The sequence below is a fragment of the Photorhabdus akhurstii genome (assembly GCF_019090985.1).
GTDB classification, from domain to species: Bacteria; Pseudomonadota; Gammaproteobacteria; order Enterobacterales; family Enterobacteriaceae; genus Photorhabdus; species Photorhabdus akhurstii.
In genome coordinates, this window is record NZ_CP020335.1 from 761,713 (window position 1) to 779,184 (window position 17,472).

At 39.1% G+C, this 17,472-nt stretch carries 13 protein-coding genes and 1 other annotated feature; of the genes, 11 read left to right on the top strand and 2 right to left on the bottom strand.

What is annotated here, in order from left to right:
- Positions 1-42 precede the first annotated feature (42 nt).
- Positions 43-162: a sequence feature (Thr leader region), on the top strand.
- 25 nt (positions 163-187) lie between these two features.
- The 3 genes from thrA to thrC are packed head-to-tail and all read left to right on the top strand — an operon-like array spanning position 188 to position 4,875.
- Positions 188-2,647: a bifunctional aspartate kinase/homoserine dehydrogenase I gene (gene thrA, locus B0X70_RS03295; RefSeq protein ID WP_217470869.1), complete on the top strand. Its 2,460-nt coding sequence runs from the start codon at positions 188-190 to the stop codon at positions 2,645-2,647.
- Positions 2,648-2,649: 2 nt separating this feature from the next.
- Complete coding sequence (thrB, locus tag B0X70_RS03300; RefSeq protein ID WP_418889051.1) at positions 2,650-3,579, top strand: homoserine kinase; 930 nt, start codon at positions 2,650-2,652, stop codon at positions 3,577-3,579.
- A 3-nt stretch (positions 3,580-3,582) separates the two neighbouring features.
- A complete protein-coding gene (gene thrC / locus B0X70_RS03305; protein ID WP_217470870.1) occupies positions 3,583-4,875 on the top strand; it encodes a threonine synthase in 1,293 nt (430 codons plus the stop codon).
- A 56-nt stretch (positions 4,876-4,931) separates the two neighbouring features.
- Here the strand turns inward: thrC and yaaA are convergent, their stop codons facing one another.
- Positions 4,932-5,708: a peroxide stress protein YaaA gene (gene yaaA / locus B0X70_RS03310; RefSeq protein WP_040153928.1), complete on the bottom strand. Its 777-nt coding sequence runs from the start codon at positions 5,706-5,708 to the stop codon at positions 4,932-4,934.
- A gap of 379 nt (positions 5,709-6,087) precedes the next feature.
- On the opposite strand from yaaA, the gene B0X70_RS03315 reads away from it, so the two are divergent.
- The 8 genes from B0X70_RS03315 to B0X70_RS03350 all read left to right on the top strand — a co-directional run bounded on the left by B0X70_RS03315 (position 6,088) and on the right by B0X70_RS03350 (position 15,513).
- On the top strand, positions 6,088-7,179 hold the full coding sequence (locus tag B0X70_RS03315; RefSeq protein ID WP_236545765.1) for an MFS transporter: 1,092 nt from the start codon (positions 6,088-6,090) through the stop codon (positions 7,177-7,179).
- A 492-nt stretch (positions 7,180-7,671) separates the two neighbouring features.
- Positions 7,672-10,119 carry a hypothetical protein gene (locus B0X70_RS03320; RefSeq protein WP_217470871.1) on the top strand — a complete coding sequence of 816 codons (2,448 nt, stop codon included), beginning with the start codon at positions 7,672-7,674 and terminating at the stop codon, positions 10,117-10,119.
- Between the two features lie 193 nt (positions 10,120-10,312).
- Positions 10,313-11,266: a transaldolase gene (gene tal / locus B0X70_RS03325; protein WP_217470872.1), complete on the top strand. Its 954-nt coding sequence runs from the start codon at positions 10,313-10,315 to the stop codon at positions 11,264-11,266.
- Positions 11,267-11,357: 91 nt separating this feature from the next.
- A complete protein-coding gene (gene mog / locus B0X70_RS03330; RefSeq protein WP_105398607.1) occupies positions 11,358-11,933 on the top strand; it encodes a molybdopterin adenylyltransferase in 576 nt (191 codons plus the stop codon).
- A 134-nt stretch (positions 11,934-12,067) separates the two neighbouring features.
- Positions 12,068-12,850 carry a class I SAM-dependent methyltransferase gene (locus tag B0X70_RS03335; protein ID WP_217470873.1) on the top strand — a complete coding sequence of 261 codons (783 nt, stop codon included), beginning with the start codon at positions 12,068-12,070 and terminating at the stop codon, positions 12,848-12,850.
- A gap of 330 nt (positions 12,851-13,180) precedes the next feature.
- On the top strand, positions 13,181-14,221 hold the full coding sequence (locus tag B0X70_RS03340; protein WP_217470874.1) for an IS630 family transposase: 1,041 nt from the start codon (positions 13,181-13,183) through the stop codon (positions 14,219-14,221).
- A 48-nt stretch (positions 14,222-14,269) separates the two neighbouring features.
- Positions 14,270-14,719, top strand: coding sequence for a hypothetical protein (locus B0X70_RS03345; protein ID WP_217470875.1), 450 nt, complete (start codon positions 14,270-14,272; stop codon positions 14,717-14,719).
- Positions 14,720-14,952: 233 nt separating this feature from the next.
- Positions 14,953-15,513, top strand: coding sequence for a chorismate mutase (locus B0X70_RS03350; protein WP_105395226.1), 561 nt, complete (start codon positions 14,953-14,955; stop codon positions 15,511-15,513).
- Between the two features lie 105 nt (positions 15,514-15,618).
- Here B0X70_RS03350 and B0X70_RS03355 read toward each other — a convergent pair whose 3' ends face one another.
- Positions 15,619-17,250 (bottom strand): sodium/sugar symporter, encoded by a 1,632-nt coding sequence (locus B0X70_RS03355; protein WP_217470876.1) that lies wholly within the window; start codon positions 17,248-17,250, stop codon positions 15,619-15,621.
- Positions 17,251-17,472: the final 222 nt, after the last annotated feature.

A 17,472-nucleotide genomic window follows, 5' to 3' on the forward strand; every position in this document is an offset into this window, starting at 1 on the left:
TAGGGTCGAACCCATTAAATGACAGACAGGAACTTATGCAAACTATCAGCCTGAAAACCACAATTATTATCACCACCGGAACCACAGGTTGCGGGGCGGGCTGACGCATACATAAAACAGAGAAAAAAGCCCGCATCCAAATCAGATGCGGGCTTTTTTTTGGCGCGGAATCAGGAGAAAAATGTTAATGCGAGTGCTTAAATTTGGAGGAACTTCGGTCGCTAATTACCAACGTGTGCTGAGCGTTGCCGATATTGCAGAAAAAAAACTTTCTCAGGGAGGAGTTGCATTGGTGCTTTCCGCACCGGCAAAAATTACCAATCATTTAGTGGCGATGATTGAAAAAACAGTCTCCGGGCAAGAGATCATTACCCATATGCATGATGCTGAGCAGATCTTTGCTGATTTATTACAGGGATTGGCACAGGCGCAACCTGGTTTTGCTTATGAACGGTTAAAAATGATGGTTGAGCAAGAACTTGCGCAATTGAAACAGGTTCTGCATGGTATTTCGTTACTGGGTCAATGTCCGGACGGCATTAACGCTTCCCTGATTTGTCGTGGTGAAAAACTCTCTATTGCCATCATGGAGTCTGTATTGCAGGCGCGTGGTCATAAAGTCACGGTGATTGATCCGGTGAAAAATCTGCTGGCACAAGGTCATTACCTTGAATCTACGGTAGATATCAACGAATCTACCAAGCGCATTGCTTCTCTGAATATTCCTGATGACCATATTATCCTGATGGCTGGATTTACGGCCGGGAATGAGAAAGGGGAGCTGGTTGTCCTAGGGCGTAACGGTTCTGACTATTCCGCCGCGGTTTTGGCGGCTTGTTTGCGGGCTAAATGTTGTGAAATCTGGACTGATGTGGATGGTGTTTATACCTGTGATCCCAGAATTGTGCCGGATGCGCGGCTACTAAAAGGCATGTCCTATCAAGAAGCGATGGAACTCTCTTATTTCGGCGCTAAAGTGTTGCATCCGCGGACTATTGCCCCGATTGCTCAATTTCAGATCCCCTGTTTGATTAAGAATACTGCTAATCCAGATGCGCCGGGAACACTTATCGGTGACGGGCAGAAAGATGAAAGTACGCCGGTAAAAGGGATTACTAACCTGAGCAGTATGGCGATGATTAACGTATCAGGCCCTGGCATGAAAGGGATGGTGGGTATGGCGGCAAGGGTATTTGCTGTCATGTCTCGCAAAGGGATCTCTGTTGTGCTGATTACTCAATCATCTTCAGAATACAGTATCAGCTTCTGTGTGCCTCAACGTGAATTGGAACGTGCGCGTCAGGCGCTGAGTGAAGAATTCTATCTTGAACTGAAAGAGGGCGTACTTGATCCTTTGGATGTGATGGAAAATCTTTCCATTATCTCGGTTGTTGGCGATGGTATGCGTACCTTGCGTGGCATCTCTGCCCGTTTCTTCTCGGCATTGGCGCGCGGTAATATCAATATCGTTGCTATCGCACAGGGGTCATCTGAACGTTCTATCTCTGCGGTTATCGATAATGAAGTGGCAACGACAGCCGTTCGTCTGTGCCATCAGATGTTATTTAATACCGATCAGGTGATCGAAGTTTTTGTTGTCGGCGTTGGTGGTGTAGGCAGTGTTTTAATTGAGCAGATCCGTCGTCAACAAACCTGGTTGAAACAAAAGCACATCGATTTAAGGGTATGTGGTATTGCTAATTCACGGGCGATGCTGACGGACATGAGAGGCATTTGCCTTGATAATTGGCAGCAATGTTTATCAGAGGCCACAGAACCTTTTAGTTTGAGTCGTCTGATCCGTTTGGAGAAAGAGTACCATTTGCTGAACCCGGTGATAGTGGATTGTACCTCTAATCAACAAATTGCCGATCAATACGCCAGTTTTCTGAGTGATGGCTTCAATGTGGTCACGCCGAATAAAAAAGCCAATACATCGTCGATGGCTTATTATCACCAGATTCGTAAGGCAGCAGAGAAATCTAAACGCAAATTCCTGTATGACACTAACGTCGGGGCTGGTCTGCCGGTTATTGAGAATTTACAAAACCTGCTTAATGCGGGTGATGAACTGGTTCAGTTCAATGGCATTCTTTCCGGTTCTCTCTCTTTTATTTTCGGTATGCTGGATGAAGGAATGTCACTATCTCAGGCGACGTTACTGGCGAAAGAGAAGGGTTATACCGAACCCGATCCGCGTGATGATTTGTCCGGGATGGATGTTGCTCGTAAATTGTTGATCCTCGCGCGTGAATCAGGTTATGAATTTGAACTGGATGATATTGATGTGGAGTCTGTACTGCCGGCTTCCTTTGATAACAGTGGCAGCGTGGATACTTTCTTTGAGCGTTTACCCTCTCTTGATCAGGTTTTCAGCCAGCGTGTGGCAGAAGCCAAAGGGCAGGGAAAAGTGTTGCGCTATGTTGGCATAATTGAAGATGGCCGTTGTAAGGTGAAAATTGCCGCAGTAGATGGCAATGATCCACTTTATAAAGTCAAAAATGGCGAAAATGCGTTGGCATTCTACACGCGTTACTATCAGCCAATACCGCTGGTACTGCGGGGATACGGGGCGGGTAATGATGTTACTGCCGCAGGTGTGTTCGCAGATATGCTGCGTACTTTGTCCTGGAAACAGGGAGTTTAATTGTGATTAAAGTTTATGCGCCTGCATCTATTGGCAATGTCAGTGTTGGGTTTGATGTGCTGGGAGCGGCGGTCTCTCCGGTTGATGGTAATTTATTAGGTGATTGCGTTACTGTCCGGGCAGCGGAGAGCTTTAGTTTGCGTAATGAAGGGCTGTTTGTGGGGAAGTTACCTGAACAACTGGAGCACAACATCGTTTATCAATGCTGGCAATTATTCTGTCAGCATTTGGGTAAACAATTACCTGTGGCGATGACGCTGGAAAAAAATATGCCAATTGGCTCTGGTCTTGGCTCTAGCGCTTGTTCTGTTGTTGCCGGCTTGATGGCGCTGAATGAATTTGCAGGTCTTCCGTTTAGTGAAAGCCAATTACTGGCAATGATGGGGGAACTGGAAGGACGCATTTCCGGCAGTATTCACTACGATAATGTCGCTCCATGTTATCTCGGCGGTTTACAACTGATTATGGAACAGGGGGATATCATCTGTCAGCCGGTACCCTCGTTTGATGAGTGGTTATGGGTGATGGCTTATCCGGGCATTAAAGTTTCTACCGCAGAAGCCAGAGCGATTTTGCCTGCGAACTATTCGAAGCAGGATGTTATCGATCATGGCCGTTTTCTTGCTGGCTTTATTCATGCTTGTCATATACGGCAACCCGATCTAGCAGCCAGATTGATGAAAGATGTGGTTGCTGAACCGTATCGTACCCAACTGTTACCGGGTTTTGCCAAGGCGCGTGAAACCGCGAAACGGATAGGAGCATTGGCGTGTGGTATTTCTGGTTCTGGCCCGACCTTGTTCTCCATTTGTAATGATATGGCGACCGCAGAAGAAATGGTTGAGTGGCTGCAACAGCATTATGTTCAGAATGATGAAGGTTTTGTACACATTTGCCGTCTGGATCTCGCAGGCGCACGACAGATAGGGTAACTGATGAAACTGTATAACTTGAAAGACAACAGCGAGCAGGTAAGTTTTGCACAGGCAGTCAAACAGGGATTAGGCAAACAGCAAGGGCTTTTCTTCCCGCAAGATTTACCCGAATTTAGTCGGGAAGAAATTGACCAACTATTGAAACTGGATTTTGTTACTCGCAGCGGTTGCATCCTCTCGGCGTTTATCGGCGATGAAATTCCGCCGGAACAATTGGCGACACGGGTTAAGCATGCTTTTACTTTTCCGGCGCCTGTTGCCAAAGTGGAAAATGATGTTGCAACACTGGAATTATTCCACGGCCCGACTCTGGCATTTAAGGATTTTGGTGGTCGTTTCATGGCGCAAATACTGGCACAAGTTGCTGGTGAGCAGCCAGTAACTATCCTGACGGCGACTTCCGGCGATACGGGGGCAGCAGTAGCGCATGCCTTTTATGGGTTGAATAATGTACAGGTAGTGATCCTCTATCCACAGGGCAAAATCAGTCCGTTACAGGAAAAACTGTTCTGTACCTTGGGCGGTAATATTCACACGGTGGCAATTGATGGCGATTTCGATGATTGCCAAGCGTTGGTTAAACAGGCGTTTGATGATCAGGAGTTGAAACAAGCTCTGTATCTCAATTCAGCCAACTCAATTAACATCAGCCGCTTGTTGGCGCAAATTTGCTACTACTTTGAAGCGGTTGCTCAACTACCAGAAGATAAACGTGAACAACTGGTTATCTCTGTACCGAGTGGGAATTTTGGTGATTTGACCGCGGGTTTATTGGCAAAATCGATGGGATTGCCGGTAAAACGCCTTATCGCTGCCACTAATGTTAACGATACGGTTCCACGTTATCTAGAGGATGGAAAATGGCTGCCTCACCAGACGGTTGCCACGCTTTCCAACGCAATGGATGTGAGCCAGCCAAACAATTGGCCACGTATTGAAGAGCTATTTCGTCGTCAATCTTGGTCGTTAAGTGAATTGGGATATGGCGTAGTCTGTGATGACGTGACAAAAGAGACGATTAAGGCGCTGGCTAAACTGGGTTACATCTCTGAACCTCATGCCGCGGTTGCTTATCGTGTTCTGCGCGATCAATTACAAGACGGTGAATACGGGTTATTTCTCGGTACGGCGCATCCAGCGAAATTTAAAGAGAGCGTAGAGCAAATTCTGGGTGGGGAATTACCATTGCCCAAAGCTTTGGCGGAACGGGCTGATTTAAGCTTATTATCCCATCATTTACCGGCAAATTTTGCTGAATTACGTACTTTCCTGATGGAAAGATTGCCTAAATAGCGATGAGAGTAGGCGCCGCACAAATCATGCGGCGTTTATGGCTGATAATAAAAGCCTTAATGTTGTTCAGGGCGTTTAAATACCAGTTCATTTCCTTTGGACAGTGATTCATCAAAGGCGTAGCCATCCAGATTAAACTCCACCAGACGGTCAGTTTGGGTTAATTGATTCTGAATAATAAACCGGCTCATCAGCCCACGGGCTTTTTTCGCATAGAAGCTAATGATCTTATATTTACCGTTTTTCTCATCAAGAAAGACGGGTTTAATAATTTTACCGGCTAGCTTTTTCGTGTTCACGGATTTGAAATATTCATCGGAAGCCAAATTAACTAACACATTATCACCTTGTTGTTCCAGCGCCTCATTGAGCTTTTCCGTGATCAAATCTCCCCAGAAAGCGTAGAGATCTTTACCACGTTTATTTTCCAGCTTGATCCCCATTTCCAGCCGGTAAGGCTGCATCAGATCCAACGGACGAAGTACACCGTAAAGGCCAGACAGGATACGCAGATGATTCTGAGCAAAATCAAAATCCTTATCGGAGAAAGATTCAGCCTGCATACCGGTATAAACATCACCTTTAAATGCCAGAATAGCCTGACGGGCATTTTCTGGCGTGAAATCAGCATGCCATTCGCCAAAACGAGCGGCATTCAGGCCGGCAAGTTTATCGCTGATACTCATCAAATTCGCAATTTGGGTAGGCGTTAGTTTACGGCAAATGCTAATTAGCTGTTCTGACTGGTCGAGTAATGCTGGCTGACTATATTTTTCCGTGGTAAGCGGGCTTTCATAATCAAGGGTTTTTGCAGGTGAAATAGTAATAAGCATAATATTGTCCAGATTGTTCAGATTAAGTTAATTTAACAAAAGATAGGATAATAAAGAATGAGTAACAATGATAGCGGAAACTGTGTATTTAATATCTATGGGGTAACAAACTGATAATTTTACACTCCATTTTATTGACCGATATTACCTTTAATGAGAATAATATTTAAATAATTTATCATGGTATATTTTAATTTAATTTTATATATAAACATAAATAAAGTTTTCTTGATTGTTTAAATGTTAATTTTTGTTAATTTGATCGATTTTTCTTGGATTTTAATAGCGTAATTATGCTAAAAGTAAGAAAGTGTACAATATTACCAGTTTCTTATTTGATTGGAATCGAATGGGTAAAAATGTATAAATGGGGTAAAACATGGAGAATAAAAACAAGCTATTATCCTCTGATATAATATCTATCTTTGGTACAGGAATAAGTGAAATAGTGCTTCTTTCACTTGTATATTCAATTACCAAGTCGGAGATAGATACGTCTTTAATGGTATCTGTGAGGCTAATGGCGAGTATATTAGTTTTTGTGGTTATTGGCGGGTTAACGGCTCGGTTTAATATGCGGGCTATTTGTATTTCTTCGGATTTATTTCGGGCAGTAACAATATTCCTTGCTGTATTTGTGAATAATATATATTTATTATTTTTCATATCTTTCCTGCTGTCATTTTTTTCAGGTTTAAATATATCGATAAGGTCAGCGGCATACCAGGTATTTGTCAGCTCAGAAGAAAGAGTTGCTTTTATATCAAAGCAACAATTCTATTATGGGTTACTCTCTATATCTTCTCCATTGATAGCCGGTTTTTTGATAAATATGATGTCAATACGATCCTTGTTTCTTATTGAATCAATGTGTTTTATTTTATCAATTATATTTCTCTTCTTTATCAGTGATTGGGGAACTAAAATAAAGGAAAAAGATATTTCTATGAAATATGGTGGGTTGGAATATATTATCAAGAATAATACCCAGAGAAATATATTATTGTTCAGGATAAGTATTTTAACTGCAATGGTGTCATACCAAGTGATTTCAACCTATATAATGACTTCTAACTATACAACAATTGTCTCTTTATTTAGTGGATTATATTCGTTTTCTTTTTCTGATTTGGTTGCTTATTTTTCCTTTTTAGCTTCTATTTCAATGTTATTTGGATCTTATTTATCTGGTTGTTATTTTAATATAAGTAAATTAAAAAAATCTTTCTTTCTTGGCTCTCTTTTGATTGCTGTTGGATCTATTTTTTGGGCCATGCCTTTGTCAAGAATTGTCCTATTATACTATACATTAGGCACTATGCTTATTTTTGTCGGACTCTCTTTTTTAAGGATATCTCTCTATACATCAGGGCAAGAGCTGACGCCAGAAAAATATTTTGCGAAAATAATATCGTCTTCGGATGCAATTTCAAGAAGTTACCAGTCAGCCTTTGGTATTATAATAATATAGTTAATCCCTTTGCTAGGAAGTAGTGTTTTATTTGTCTTTTTTGCAATGTGTTCTTTGAGTTCAGTTTTTGTTGCAAAGAAAATAAGCGCTGACGTTGAGAGTAAACTAACATTAAAGTAATTCATTTTGAATGAAATTATTGGCAATAGTTTCAATTTATTGAATTCAGTGAATTATCTCCCTCGGTGTTTTTTCTAATATTCACGACACAGAAAAGTCGTTGCTTGAGTATAAGTATATAAAGCATAATTTATGCGACATTTGCCTCATATCTGACAGATTATTATTGACCAACTATATTGAAATAATTTAAATATTCGTCATTTGAATGAGAAAAGTGTGAGTAATAAACAGCTAAATTAGTGTGTTTACTTAAACAAATAAGCGAAAATAAAGGTTTTAAGAGTGAATTTTCAGGAACTGCTATCATTTTTATAAGTAATGCAGGGAGCAAAGAAGACCTAATTTAGCTATTAAAAAATAAGGTAGCAAATGAACATTTCTTCAATTAAGAATAATATAACAAAGCAATATAGTACCTTAATTCTATTTCCCGTTGAGGTAATAATTAATTTATTATCTTCTTTTTTTTCATTTTTTATATTGATTTACATAATAACACTTCCTTTGACTGAGGGTTTAGAAGCGGGGAGTGTCTGGCTGATTATCTTCTTAATTGTAATATTGAGACCTATTTTGAGTGTGATTAATAATCTAAGTTTATTTCTCATTACTAAAAAGCAGGCTTATATTCTCTCAATATTTGATAACTGTTTCACCAGTAAAAAAGAGGTTCAGCAGAATGAGCACGATATTGTAAATTATTCCACCTATGATACTAGTGTGGTTTTGATTATATCTAAGGTAATTTGTTTCATTTATCTCTCCATTCTAATGGTCATTAATGTTGAAGGGGGAACAGTTGGTTTATTATCTTTGTGTTCTATATTGATACCATTATCCTTTTTTCTATTTAAAAAGCGAGCCTATCTCTCTAAACAACTAGCAAAGATAAGGAAATTAAGATACGGATTTATTGGAGATAACTTTGAGTCCTTGACTGCTATATTGTTAACTGGATACCAGGGAGGGAAACTTTTAAGTTTGAACAGAATTATTAACATTGAAGAAACAGTAAAACGTATTGATTCATTGTGGAGAGCTGTAGATATTTCCTCAAATGCATTTTTAAAAGTTATTCCTGTTATTCTTCTCATTATGATTGGTAAGGAAATAGATAATAGTGATAAACTACTTATTCTTTTATATTCTCTAATTTTGGTTAGTGAATATCTTGGTTTAGTTAGATTATTAATGCCATTTTATGATGGCTATCTGGCAAAATTATCAATTATTAGTAGATATAAAAATTATCGCTCTAAGCCAGAAGAGTATTATGATTTAGATGGTACACAAAGTTTTGTTGAGAAAACTATTCTGGGAAATATATATTTATCAAAAGAGCTAATCAATAGAAGTATATTAAATAAATTAAGTTATGAAATTTTCCAGATTAATAAATATATTGATATGAGCTCAAACATTTGTGATTTATCAAGAGGACAATTAAATCTTATTTTTGCTGTAAGGAGTGTATATATGGCCATAATTGATAATTACAAAGGCCATATTTATTTTGATACAAATAAGACTGGTTGGGATTCTAAATTATTATTTGATTTAAAAGATATAATTTTAAAAATAAAAATAGAGTACCAAATTGATGTTATATTGTTATTTTCTCATAAAATTAATAATATTGAGTTGGAAATAAAAAATAAATCTATAAAATCAACGTCAGATAATGGAGTTATATTAGCAGAAAATTGTAAGATTAATAAATCAAAAACTGCTCAACTTCTATATATTTTTAGTTATAACTCTGTAATTGGAATTATACTCTTGTTCATTGCTAGTCTTTCGTTATTCGAGTTAGGAAGAGTGACATACAATGAATATGATAGTGAAACCTATAAGATAATATCTGTATCTCTATTAGGTATGATTTCATTGATTGTGGGATCATATTTAATAGAGTTTAAGATAAGAAAAAGAGTAAGGCAAGACATATATAACTCTATTAAAAGTAACTTTAGAGTGGAAGGTTTCAATTTATTTAAGCATGAATACAATGTAATAATAAATAGATTTACCATGTATGCCAAGGATGTTTTCTGGTTTGGTTCGATATTTGTCGGTACTGTATTTTTATTTCTTAATTCTGACAATTTTATGATTGTGTTTGGTGCCATGTTTATATTTCTTACTAGCGTTTATTTATTGTATCCTATATACAAGGATAATAGAAATAAACACTATAAAGAGCTACATGCTTTATCAATTCGCTTTTCTTATATTAAAAAACTACCTCAATGTGGTCCGGCTAACCGTTTTTGTCGTGACGCTATTTTATCTGGAATACGTAGTTTATATACCGTAGCATCACAACGATATTTAATTAATTCTTTGGCTTCTATATTAGGTCTTGTAATATCTAGTTTGATAATTTTTTATTCTTTATATCCCAATTTTGAATCAGATAATATGACGGCTGCTATAAACTTAGATAATAGAATCGTCATTTTTTATTTCGCTATATTTGGATATTTGTCAGAAACTGTATCTATTAAAAGGATAACTGAGCACGACAATGTTTATTATAAAGAAATAAACTTATCTTCTAAGTTATTAATTTTAGAGCAAAGTTTGAAAAAAGATAGAATTATACAATTAGTAGGGAATAATGGCAGTGGTAAGACCTGTTTTCTTAAGAAATTATCTGAAATAAAAGGATACATATATGTAGACCATAATTTTGATTCCTATTTAGCAAATGATAGATTTTTAGATTATCTCAATAACTCGGATTCAGAGGTAATTATATTTGATGAATTTGATTGTAGGAAATTAATAGATAGAATTGATAAAATAAGAAAATAATCGTTGTTTCACACATGGAAACTATTGGTTCAATATTGAACATTAGCGAAGTGGTATGAAAAGATTGGCTACAGAGTGAGTGACTGCGAGTGATCGTTTTTACCGCCTTGCAGCAAGGTCTTACCGTGTTATTATCAGTGGATGGCTCAAGAACAATGCCACAATTTCACGCATAACGATGAGATATGACAAAATGACCGATAAACTAACCTCCCTGCGTAAACTGACAACAGTAGTAGCAGATACCGGGGATATTGCGGCGATGAAACTTTATCAGCCACAAGATGCGACAACTAACCCATCTCTGATCCTTAACGCGGCACAGATTCCTGAATACCGTAAACTAATTGATGAAGCAATTGCGTGGGCGCGCGAACAGAGCGATTCCCGCGAGCAGCAGATTGTGGATGCTAGTGATAAATTGGCGGTAAATATTGGCTTGGAAATTCTCAAACTGATCCCTGGCCGTATTTCGACAGAAGTTGATGCCCGTCTGTCTTATGACACTGAACGCAGTGTTGCCAAAGCTAAACGCCTGATTAAGCTGTATAACGAGGCCGGTATCAGCAATGATCGGATTCTGATCAAATTGGCTTCAACCTGGCAGGGTATCCGCGCGGCTGAACAGCTAGAAAAAGAAGGGATTAACTGTAACCTGACATTACTGTTCTCCTTTGCTCAGGCGCGTGCTTGTGCGGAAGCCGGGGTTTATCTGATTTCACCATTTGTTGGCCGTATCCTTGACTGGCATAAAGCGAACAGCGATCAGAAAGAGTTCGCTCCACACGAAGATCCGGGCGTCATTTCTGTGACTGAAATCTACCAATACTACAAACAACATGGCTATGACACCGTTGTTATGGGAGCAAGTTTCCGTAATTCCGGTGAAATCTTGGAATTGGCGGGTTGCGATCGTTTGACTATTGCGCCTGCGCTGTTGAAAGAGCTGTCCGAAGCTCAGGGTGAAGTTGAACGTAAACTGGGTTATACCGGTGAAATTAAAGCGCATCCAGAGCCATTGAATGAAGCTCAGTTCTACTGGGAACATCATCAGGATGCAATGGCGACAGAAAAACTGGCGGACGGTATCCGTAAATTTGCTATTGATCAGGGCAAACTTGAGAAGATGATCGCTGATCTGCTGTAATGATAGGCTATAAACTATTCTTTTAGCGTTAAAGGCGGCATAATTGGCCGCCTTTTTGCTATTTAGTTTAATTGTGTTAATTGAGGTTTATATGAATGAACTGCGCATTGGCTTGGTATCCGTCTCTGATCGTGCATCAAGCGGTATTTATCAGGACAAAGGGATTCCGGCATTGGAGGAGTGGCTAAAAAGGGCGATTACCACCCCTTTTCAGATAGAGACTCGCCTGATCCCGGATGAGCAGATCATCATTGAACAAACCTTGTGTGAATTGGTGGATGAAATCGGCTGTCATCTGGTTTTAACCACCGGTGGAACCGGCCCGGCCCGCCGAGATGTGACGCCTGATGCCACATTAGCGGTTGCAGACCGTGAAATGCCGGGTTATGGCGAACAGATGCGTCAGATTAGTTTGCAATTTGTTCCAACGGCAATTTTATCCCGTCAGGTTGGTGTGATCCGCAAACAGGCGCTGATTTTGAACTTGCCGGGGCAGCCAAAAGCAATCGCAGAAACGTTGGAAGGCTTGAAAGACGAAAACGGCAAAGTTCTGGTATCCGGTATTTTTGCCAGTGTGCCATATTGTATCCAATTGCTGGATGGCCCGTATGTGGAGACTGATGATAAGGTAGTCGCGGCTTTTAGGCCGAAAAGTGCTCGGCGCTGAATGAGCTTATCGAATTAATTGCTCCCTGAATGTGCCCACTAATAATGGGCGGTATTACACATCACAGTGACAAGCTGGAATAGAAAGAAAATTGTTCCAACTATTAATACTTAAAAAATTAGTGGGAAAGTTCAATGGATACTGAAATTGATTTCGGGAAAACAGTACTGGATTATGCAATACATCGTGAGGGATTTCCTCCTGCTCTGTTGGTTCGCCTTAAACCCTATGGGGTTGGAATAGTTGGTCAAAGAATTTTGGACCTTGGAACAGGAACAGGGACTTTAGCCAGGCAATTAGCGCAAGTAGGCGCTGAAGTAACAGGAATGGACATCGCTGAACCATTACTGAAACAGGCTAGGGCTTTAGATATTAAGGCAAAGGTTTTTGTAGATTATAAGCTAGGAAAGGCAGAAGACATTCCGCTACAAAATGAGACTCAAGATGTTATCATCGCTGGTCAATGTTGGCATTGGTTTAATCCAGAGCAAGCAGGTAGTGAATGTTTTCGAGTCCTTCGTAATGGCGGCACTATGGTAATTTGTCATTTCGATTGGCTTCCTTTGCCGGGTAATGTTGTAGAAGCTACAGAGAACTTAATATTAAAGCATAATTCGAAATGGAATATGTCTGGTGGGGCAGGAATTTATCCACGCTGGTTGGAAGATTTAGCCAAAAGTGGTTTTGTTAGTATAGAGACTTTTAGTTTTGATTTAGATATTCCGTATACCCATGAACGTTGGTGTGGGCGTATTAGAGCTAGCGCAGGTGTTTCTGCTAGTTTAAATAAAGAAAGTGTTCATAAATTTGATGAAGAACATCAGGAATTACTCGTAAAGAACTTTCCTCAAGAGCCTTTGCTTATACCTCATCGTGTCTGGGCAGTCATCGCGCGTAAATCAAGGAGCTATAAATAGATGAAGAGTTTTTACTATATACTGAAAATAGAGATAATATGGAGGAAAAATATTACAAACAATGAGGGAAGTAATTAGTTTGATATCCGATTATATAAAAGTGTTTTAAGATCAACGTGACAAACATTCAACATATGGATATCTATTTATTTGAATTACTAAGTATTATAGTAATTAGGTGAGAATTTTTTTGATTGGAGATTGTCTCTATAAAAATAAAGTGAGAATTAAATAAATTTTCAAAATAATAGATCACTGGAAGGGAACTCAGTCCGATTTTTGCGATCTGATCAATTGCCAAAAATCCCAAACCTCAACACGGACTGAGTGATGCCTATCATAGCACCCATACCTCAAAATGAATGCCTGAAAATGAGAAAACTTATCCATAAAACCCGTGATAAGAACTATTCCCGTCGATTGACGGCGTTATTGATGCTCAATGAGGGATTGACGGTGACTTATGTCGCCAAAACCCTTCATGCCGCACGCTCTTCCATCAATCGCTGGGTTGAATGGTTTACATTATATGGACTCGAAGGACTCAAAAGTTTACCGGCTGGCCGACCTGCTGTCTGGGATCTCACCCCTCTCTATAGCCTGTTGCTTTTCTTATTACAGCAATCTCCCCAAGAATTCGGCTATCTTCGCTCTCGCTGGAGCCTTGAGCTTATGACTCATACCCTTAATGAATTACTCAACCTCTCTCTGACACAAAGTGTCCTCTATCGTTATTTTGCTCAGGTGGGAATTGTCTGGCGCAGAGCGGCGCCCACGGTAAAACAACCTGATCCTGAACATGAGGAGAAAATGGCAAAGATCGCAGAAGCCAAAGCGAATATTTCAGAAAAACATCCCGTTTTCTATGAAGATGAGGTGGATATTGATTTCAACCCGAAAATCGGCGCGGACGGGTGTTTCAAAGGACAACAAAAACGGGTTATCACCCCGGGAAAAAATGAAAAACATTACCTTGCGGGTTGCCTCAATGCTCAGACAGAGCAAGTCACCTATGTTAAAGGAATAAAAAAGAACTCTGATTTATTTATCAAAATGTTAGATGAACTGAATCATCAATATCCCCATGCGGAAACTCTCACATTAATCTTAGATAACTACGGTATTCATAAAAGTCAGAAGGTAAAGGAGTGGCTGGCACGACATCCCAAATTTACCCTGTTGTTTTTACCCGTCTATTCACCGTGGCTAAATAAAATAGAACGGTTATGGCAATCGCTCCATGAGACAATAACGCGAAATCACCGTTGTCAATTTATGTGGCAGTTGCTTAATTATGTTGATGCCTTTTTGGCATCGTTTTCATCACAGCAAAAACCAGGAAGACAAAAAATGAGTGTAGCACTATTATGAAATCTTATTTAAAATACTAACTTATGAATAGATTAATTAGGTGGAATAATGATAAATGTGTCTTTATCTAGAAGTGAATTATTAGCTTTCGCTAATAGTTTGCCAGGATTTTGTTATGTTGATTTATCACGCATAAGTTCTGTATTTATTGCCCAAATTATGCAATTATATTACGGAAGAATCATAAATGTTTTTAATGTTACAAATAAAATTGAATCCCTAGAGGGGATAAGAAAAAACTCGTCCATTAAAAATGAGAGTGAATTTAGATATAATCCATTAAAATGGCTGATGAAAGTTCATTTTGCTGATGCGAGGTTTATTTTAAAAAATATTATAAATAAATTGAATGGTGATGATTATATATATAAAGTAGTAGATGAGGGATTTAATAAAAATAATTCAGGATATGCCGATGACGATTTATTTAAATATATATGCCATCAGTTAACTGTCGGTGCGTATAATGAAAAGATTGAAATAAAAAATATGACTTGAGAATGGATTGTTTTTCAAAAATATAATGGTGAAAACTATTGTTTAACACTTGGGTCTCATAGTGAAGGAGATGAAAATATATATAAAAGAGTTTGTATAGCGTATGAGAAAGACTTTCCTTTTCTAAAAAATATTTTGTAAATGATGGTCTTTTTTCGAAGGACAATTAACTTTAGTAAAAAATTTACTTGGCATGCGAATTTTTTATCTGGAATAAACCCTGAGGTGAAAAAATGGAATGGTCAAAAAAAGTAAGGATTGGCTTTATTGCTGGTTTGGCATTGATTATGAGCGCAATGGCGCCAACGGTGACGTTAGCAATGGAGGCAAAGACGACGGTAGCTCAGTTGATTAATCAGCGCCTTTCTTACATGAAAGACGTAGCGGGATACAAGGCTGAAAACCATCTACCTGTTGAGGTTTTGGCTCAAGAAGATAAGGTTCTTGCTAAATCAATAAGTGAGGCTGAATCTTTCGGGTTAAGCGGGGAATCAGTTAGACCGTTTATTATAATCCAGATGGATGCTGCAAAGGCGATTCAATATCGCTATCGGGCTGATTGGTTGTCACTCCCTGAAAATGGTTGGCAACCGAAGCCGTTAGGTGATGTTCGGATTAAAATTAGCGGGCTGAATACGGAAATCTTCCAACAAATTGCGATTTTGCTTAAAGCCGGAGAGAAGATAGGCGCTTCTGACAAAGAAATGTTTATGAGGAATATTCAACAACATAACTTGAGGGATTCAGATAAGCAGCAAATTTTTGCGGCGCTTGAGAAAGTGAAATTAAAATAAGTTGCTGTATTTTGTTCTTTTGTATGTTGTTTATTTTCGCCATTTCGTAAGAAACGTTGGCCTTTTGTGACAGCCTCTATTAGTAGAGGCTGTCAAAGAAACTGACTACCAGAAAACAACGTACAATACAGCCAGAATGATCATAATGGCATAAGATGCAATATTAAAACTGCGGTCCGTCGCAAACATAGATGAAACCAATACAATGCCTTTAGGATCGTCGTCATTAGCCGATGTACTTAAACTCGTGAATGCAATAATGACCAGTGTAAAGAGTAATGTGTAGAGCATTTGATCCATAAATGGCATTGCAAACGGCATAAATTTCAGAAATAAGGCAAAGGGGATCGATAAAACCACACCAATTATCGCCCCTTTACTGGACGTCTTTTTCCAGAATAACCCAAGTAAGAACACGGCTAAAATACCGGGGCTGACAAGACCAGTATATTCTTGAATATATTGGAATGCTTGGTTAATACCGCCAAGCATTGGCGCAACAAAACAGGCGATAATCAGGGCAATAGTGGCAGAAATACGACCAACATTAACCAGTTTGTGGTCGCTTGAATCAGGTGCAATATATTCCCTATAAATGTCCATAGTGAAAATGGTGGCGGTCGAATTGAGCATCGACGCTAATGATGAAACGATAGCGGCTGCTAATGCGGCAAATACGATGCCTTTAAAACCGACAGGTAGAAATTGGGTTAACCACGGATAAGCTTTGTCTGCATGCGTTGCATCAGGCACGTTATTTAGCGCAAGGTCGCCTAAACCTGCCATTAATTCAGGGGAGGTTGTGATCACATAAGCGGCAATGCCCGGCACAACAACCAGGAAAGGCAGAATAAGTTTCAGAAAAGCGGCAAAAACAATTCCTTTCTGTGCTTCCTGCACTGACTTGGCAGCAAGGGTACGTTGAATAATATATTGGTTGAAGCCCCAATAATAGAGGTTAGCAACCCATAAACCGCCAATCAGTACAGCAATACCAGGCAAGTTTATGAATTGAGGATTACTTTTATCCAAAATCATTTCAAAGTGTCCTGGTGCTGCATCAACCATTTTGGCAAATCCGGCCATTATTCCTTCACTGCCGCCAATATAGCTGACGGCAATAAGTGTTGTGAGCAATCCCCCTAATATCAGGAAAAAGACTTGAATAACATCGGTCCAGACGATAGCCGAGAGGCCGCCGTAAATAGAATAAACCAAGGCAAATATTGCAAGCCCAATAATGGAATAGATCAATGGAATATTCAGAATGGTTTCCAGTGCTAAGCCACCCAAATAAAGCACAGAGGTCAGATTGACGAAAATATAGAGTGAGATCCAGAACACCGCCAGAATGGCTTTTAAATTTTTATTAAACCGTTGTTCCACAAATTCTGGGATAGTATAAATGCCTTTCTCAATGAAGATAGGTAAGAAATATTTACCTACGATGATTAATGTAATTGCCGCCATCCATTCATAAGAAGCTATTGCTAAACCAATGGAATAACCGGAGCCAGACATGCCAATAAATTGCTCGGCAGAAATATTTGCCGCGATCAGTGAGGCGCCTATTGTCCACCAGGGCAAGGATTTACCTGCCAGGAAGTAATCTTCAGTGCTTTTGTCCGAGCCTTTTTTATCCCTGGATACCCAGAGCCCCACACTGATGATAATGGCGACATAGAACATAAATACCAATATATCTACCAAGCTTAAACCGTGTTCTATAGTGGACATGTTTCTTTTCCTGGTTAGTTTATTTGATATTGAATTGTAAACGTTACCATTTGGTGGAGATGTAATCAGAATCACAAAATTGTTATTAAATATCGTATTTGTAATTTATCTTAATTCTTAATAATTTGTTTTAATTAATAGATTAAGTAAATTTACTGTGACTTTAACTCATGTTTGCAGAATATGTCGAAGTTGAACACCTTAATCTGTCTTTTAGGTTTA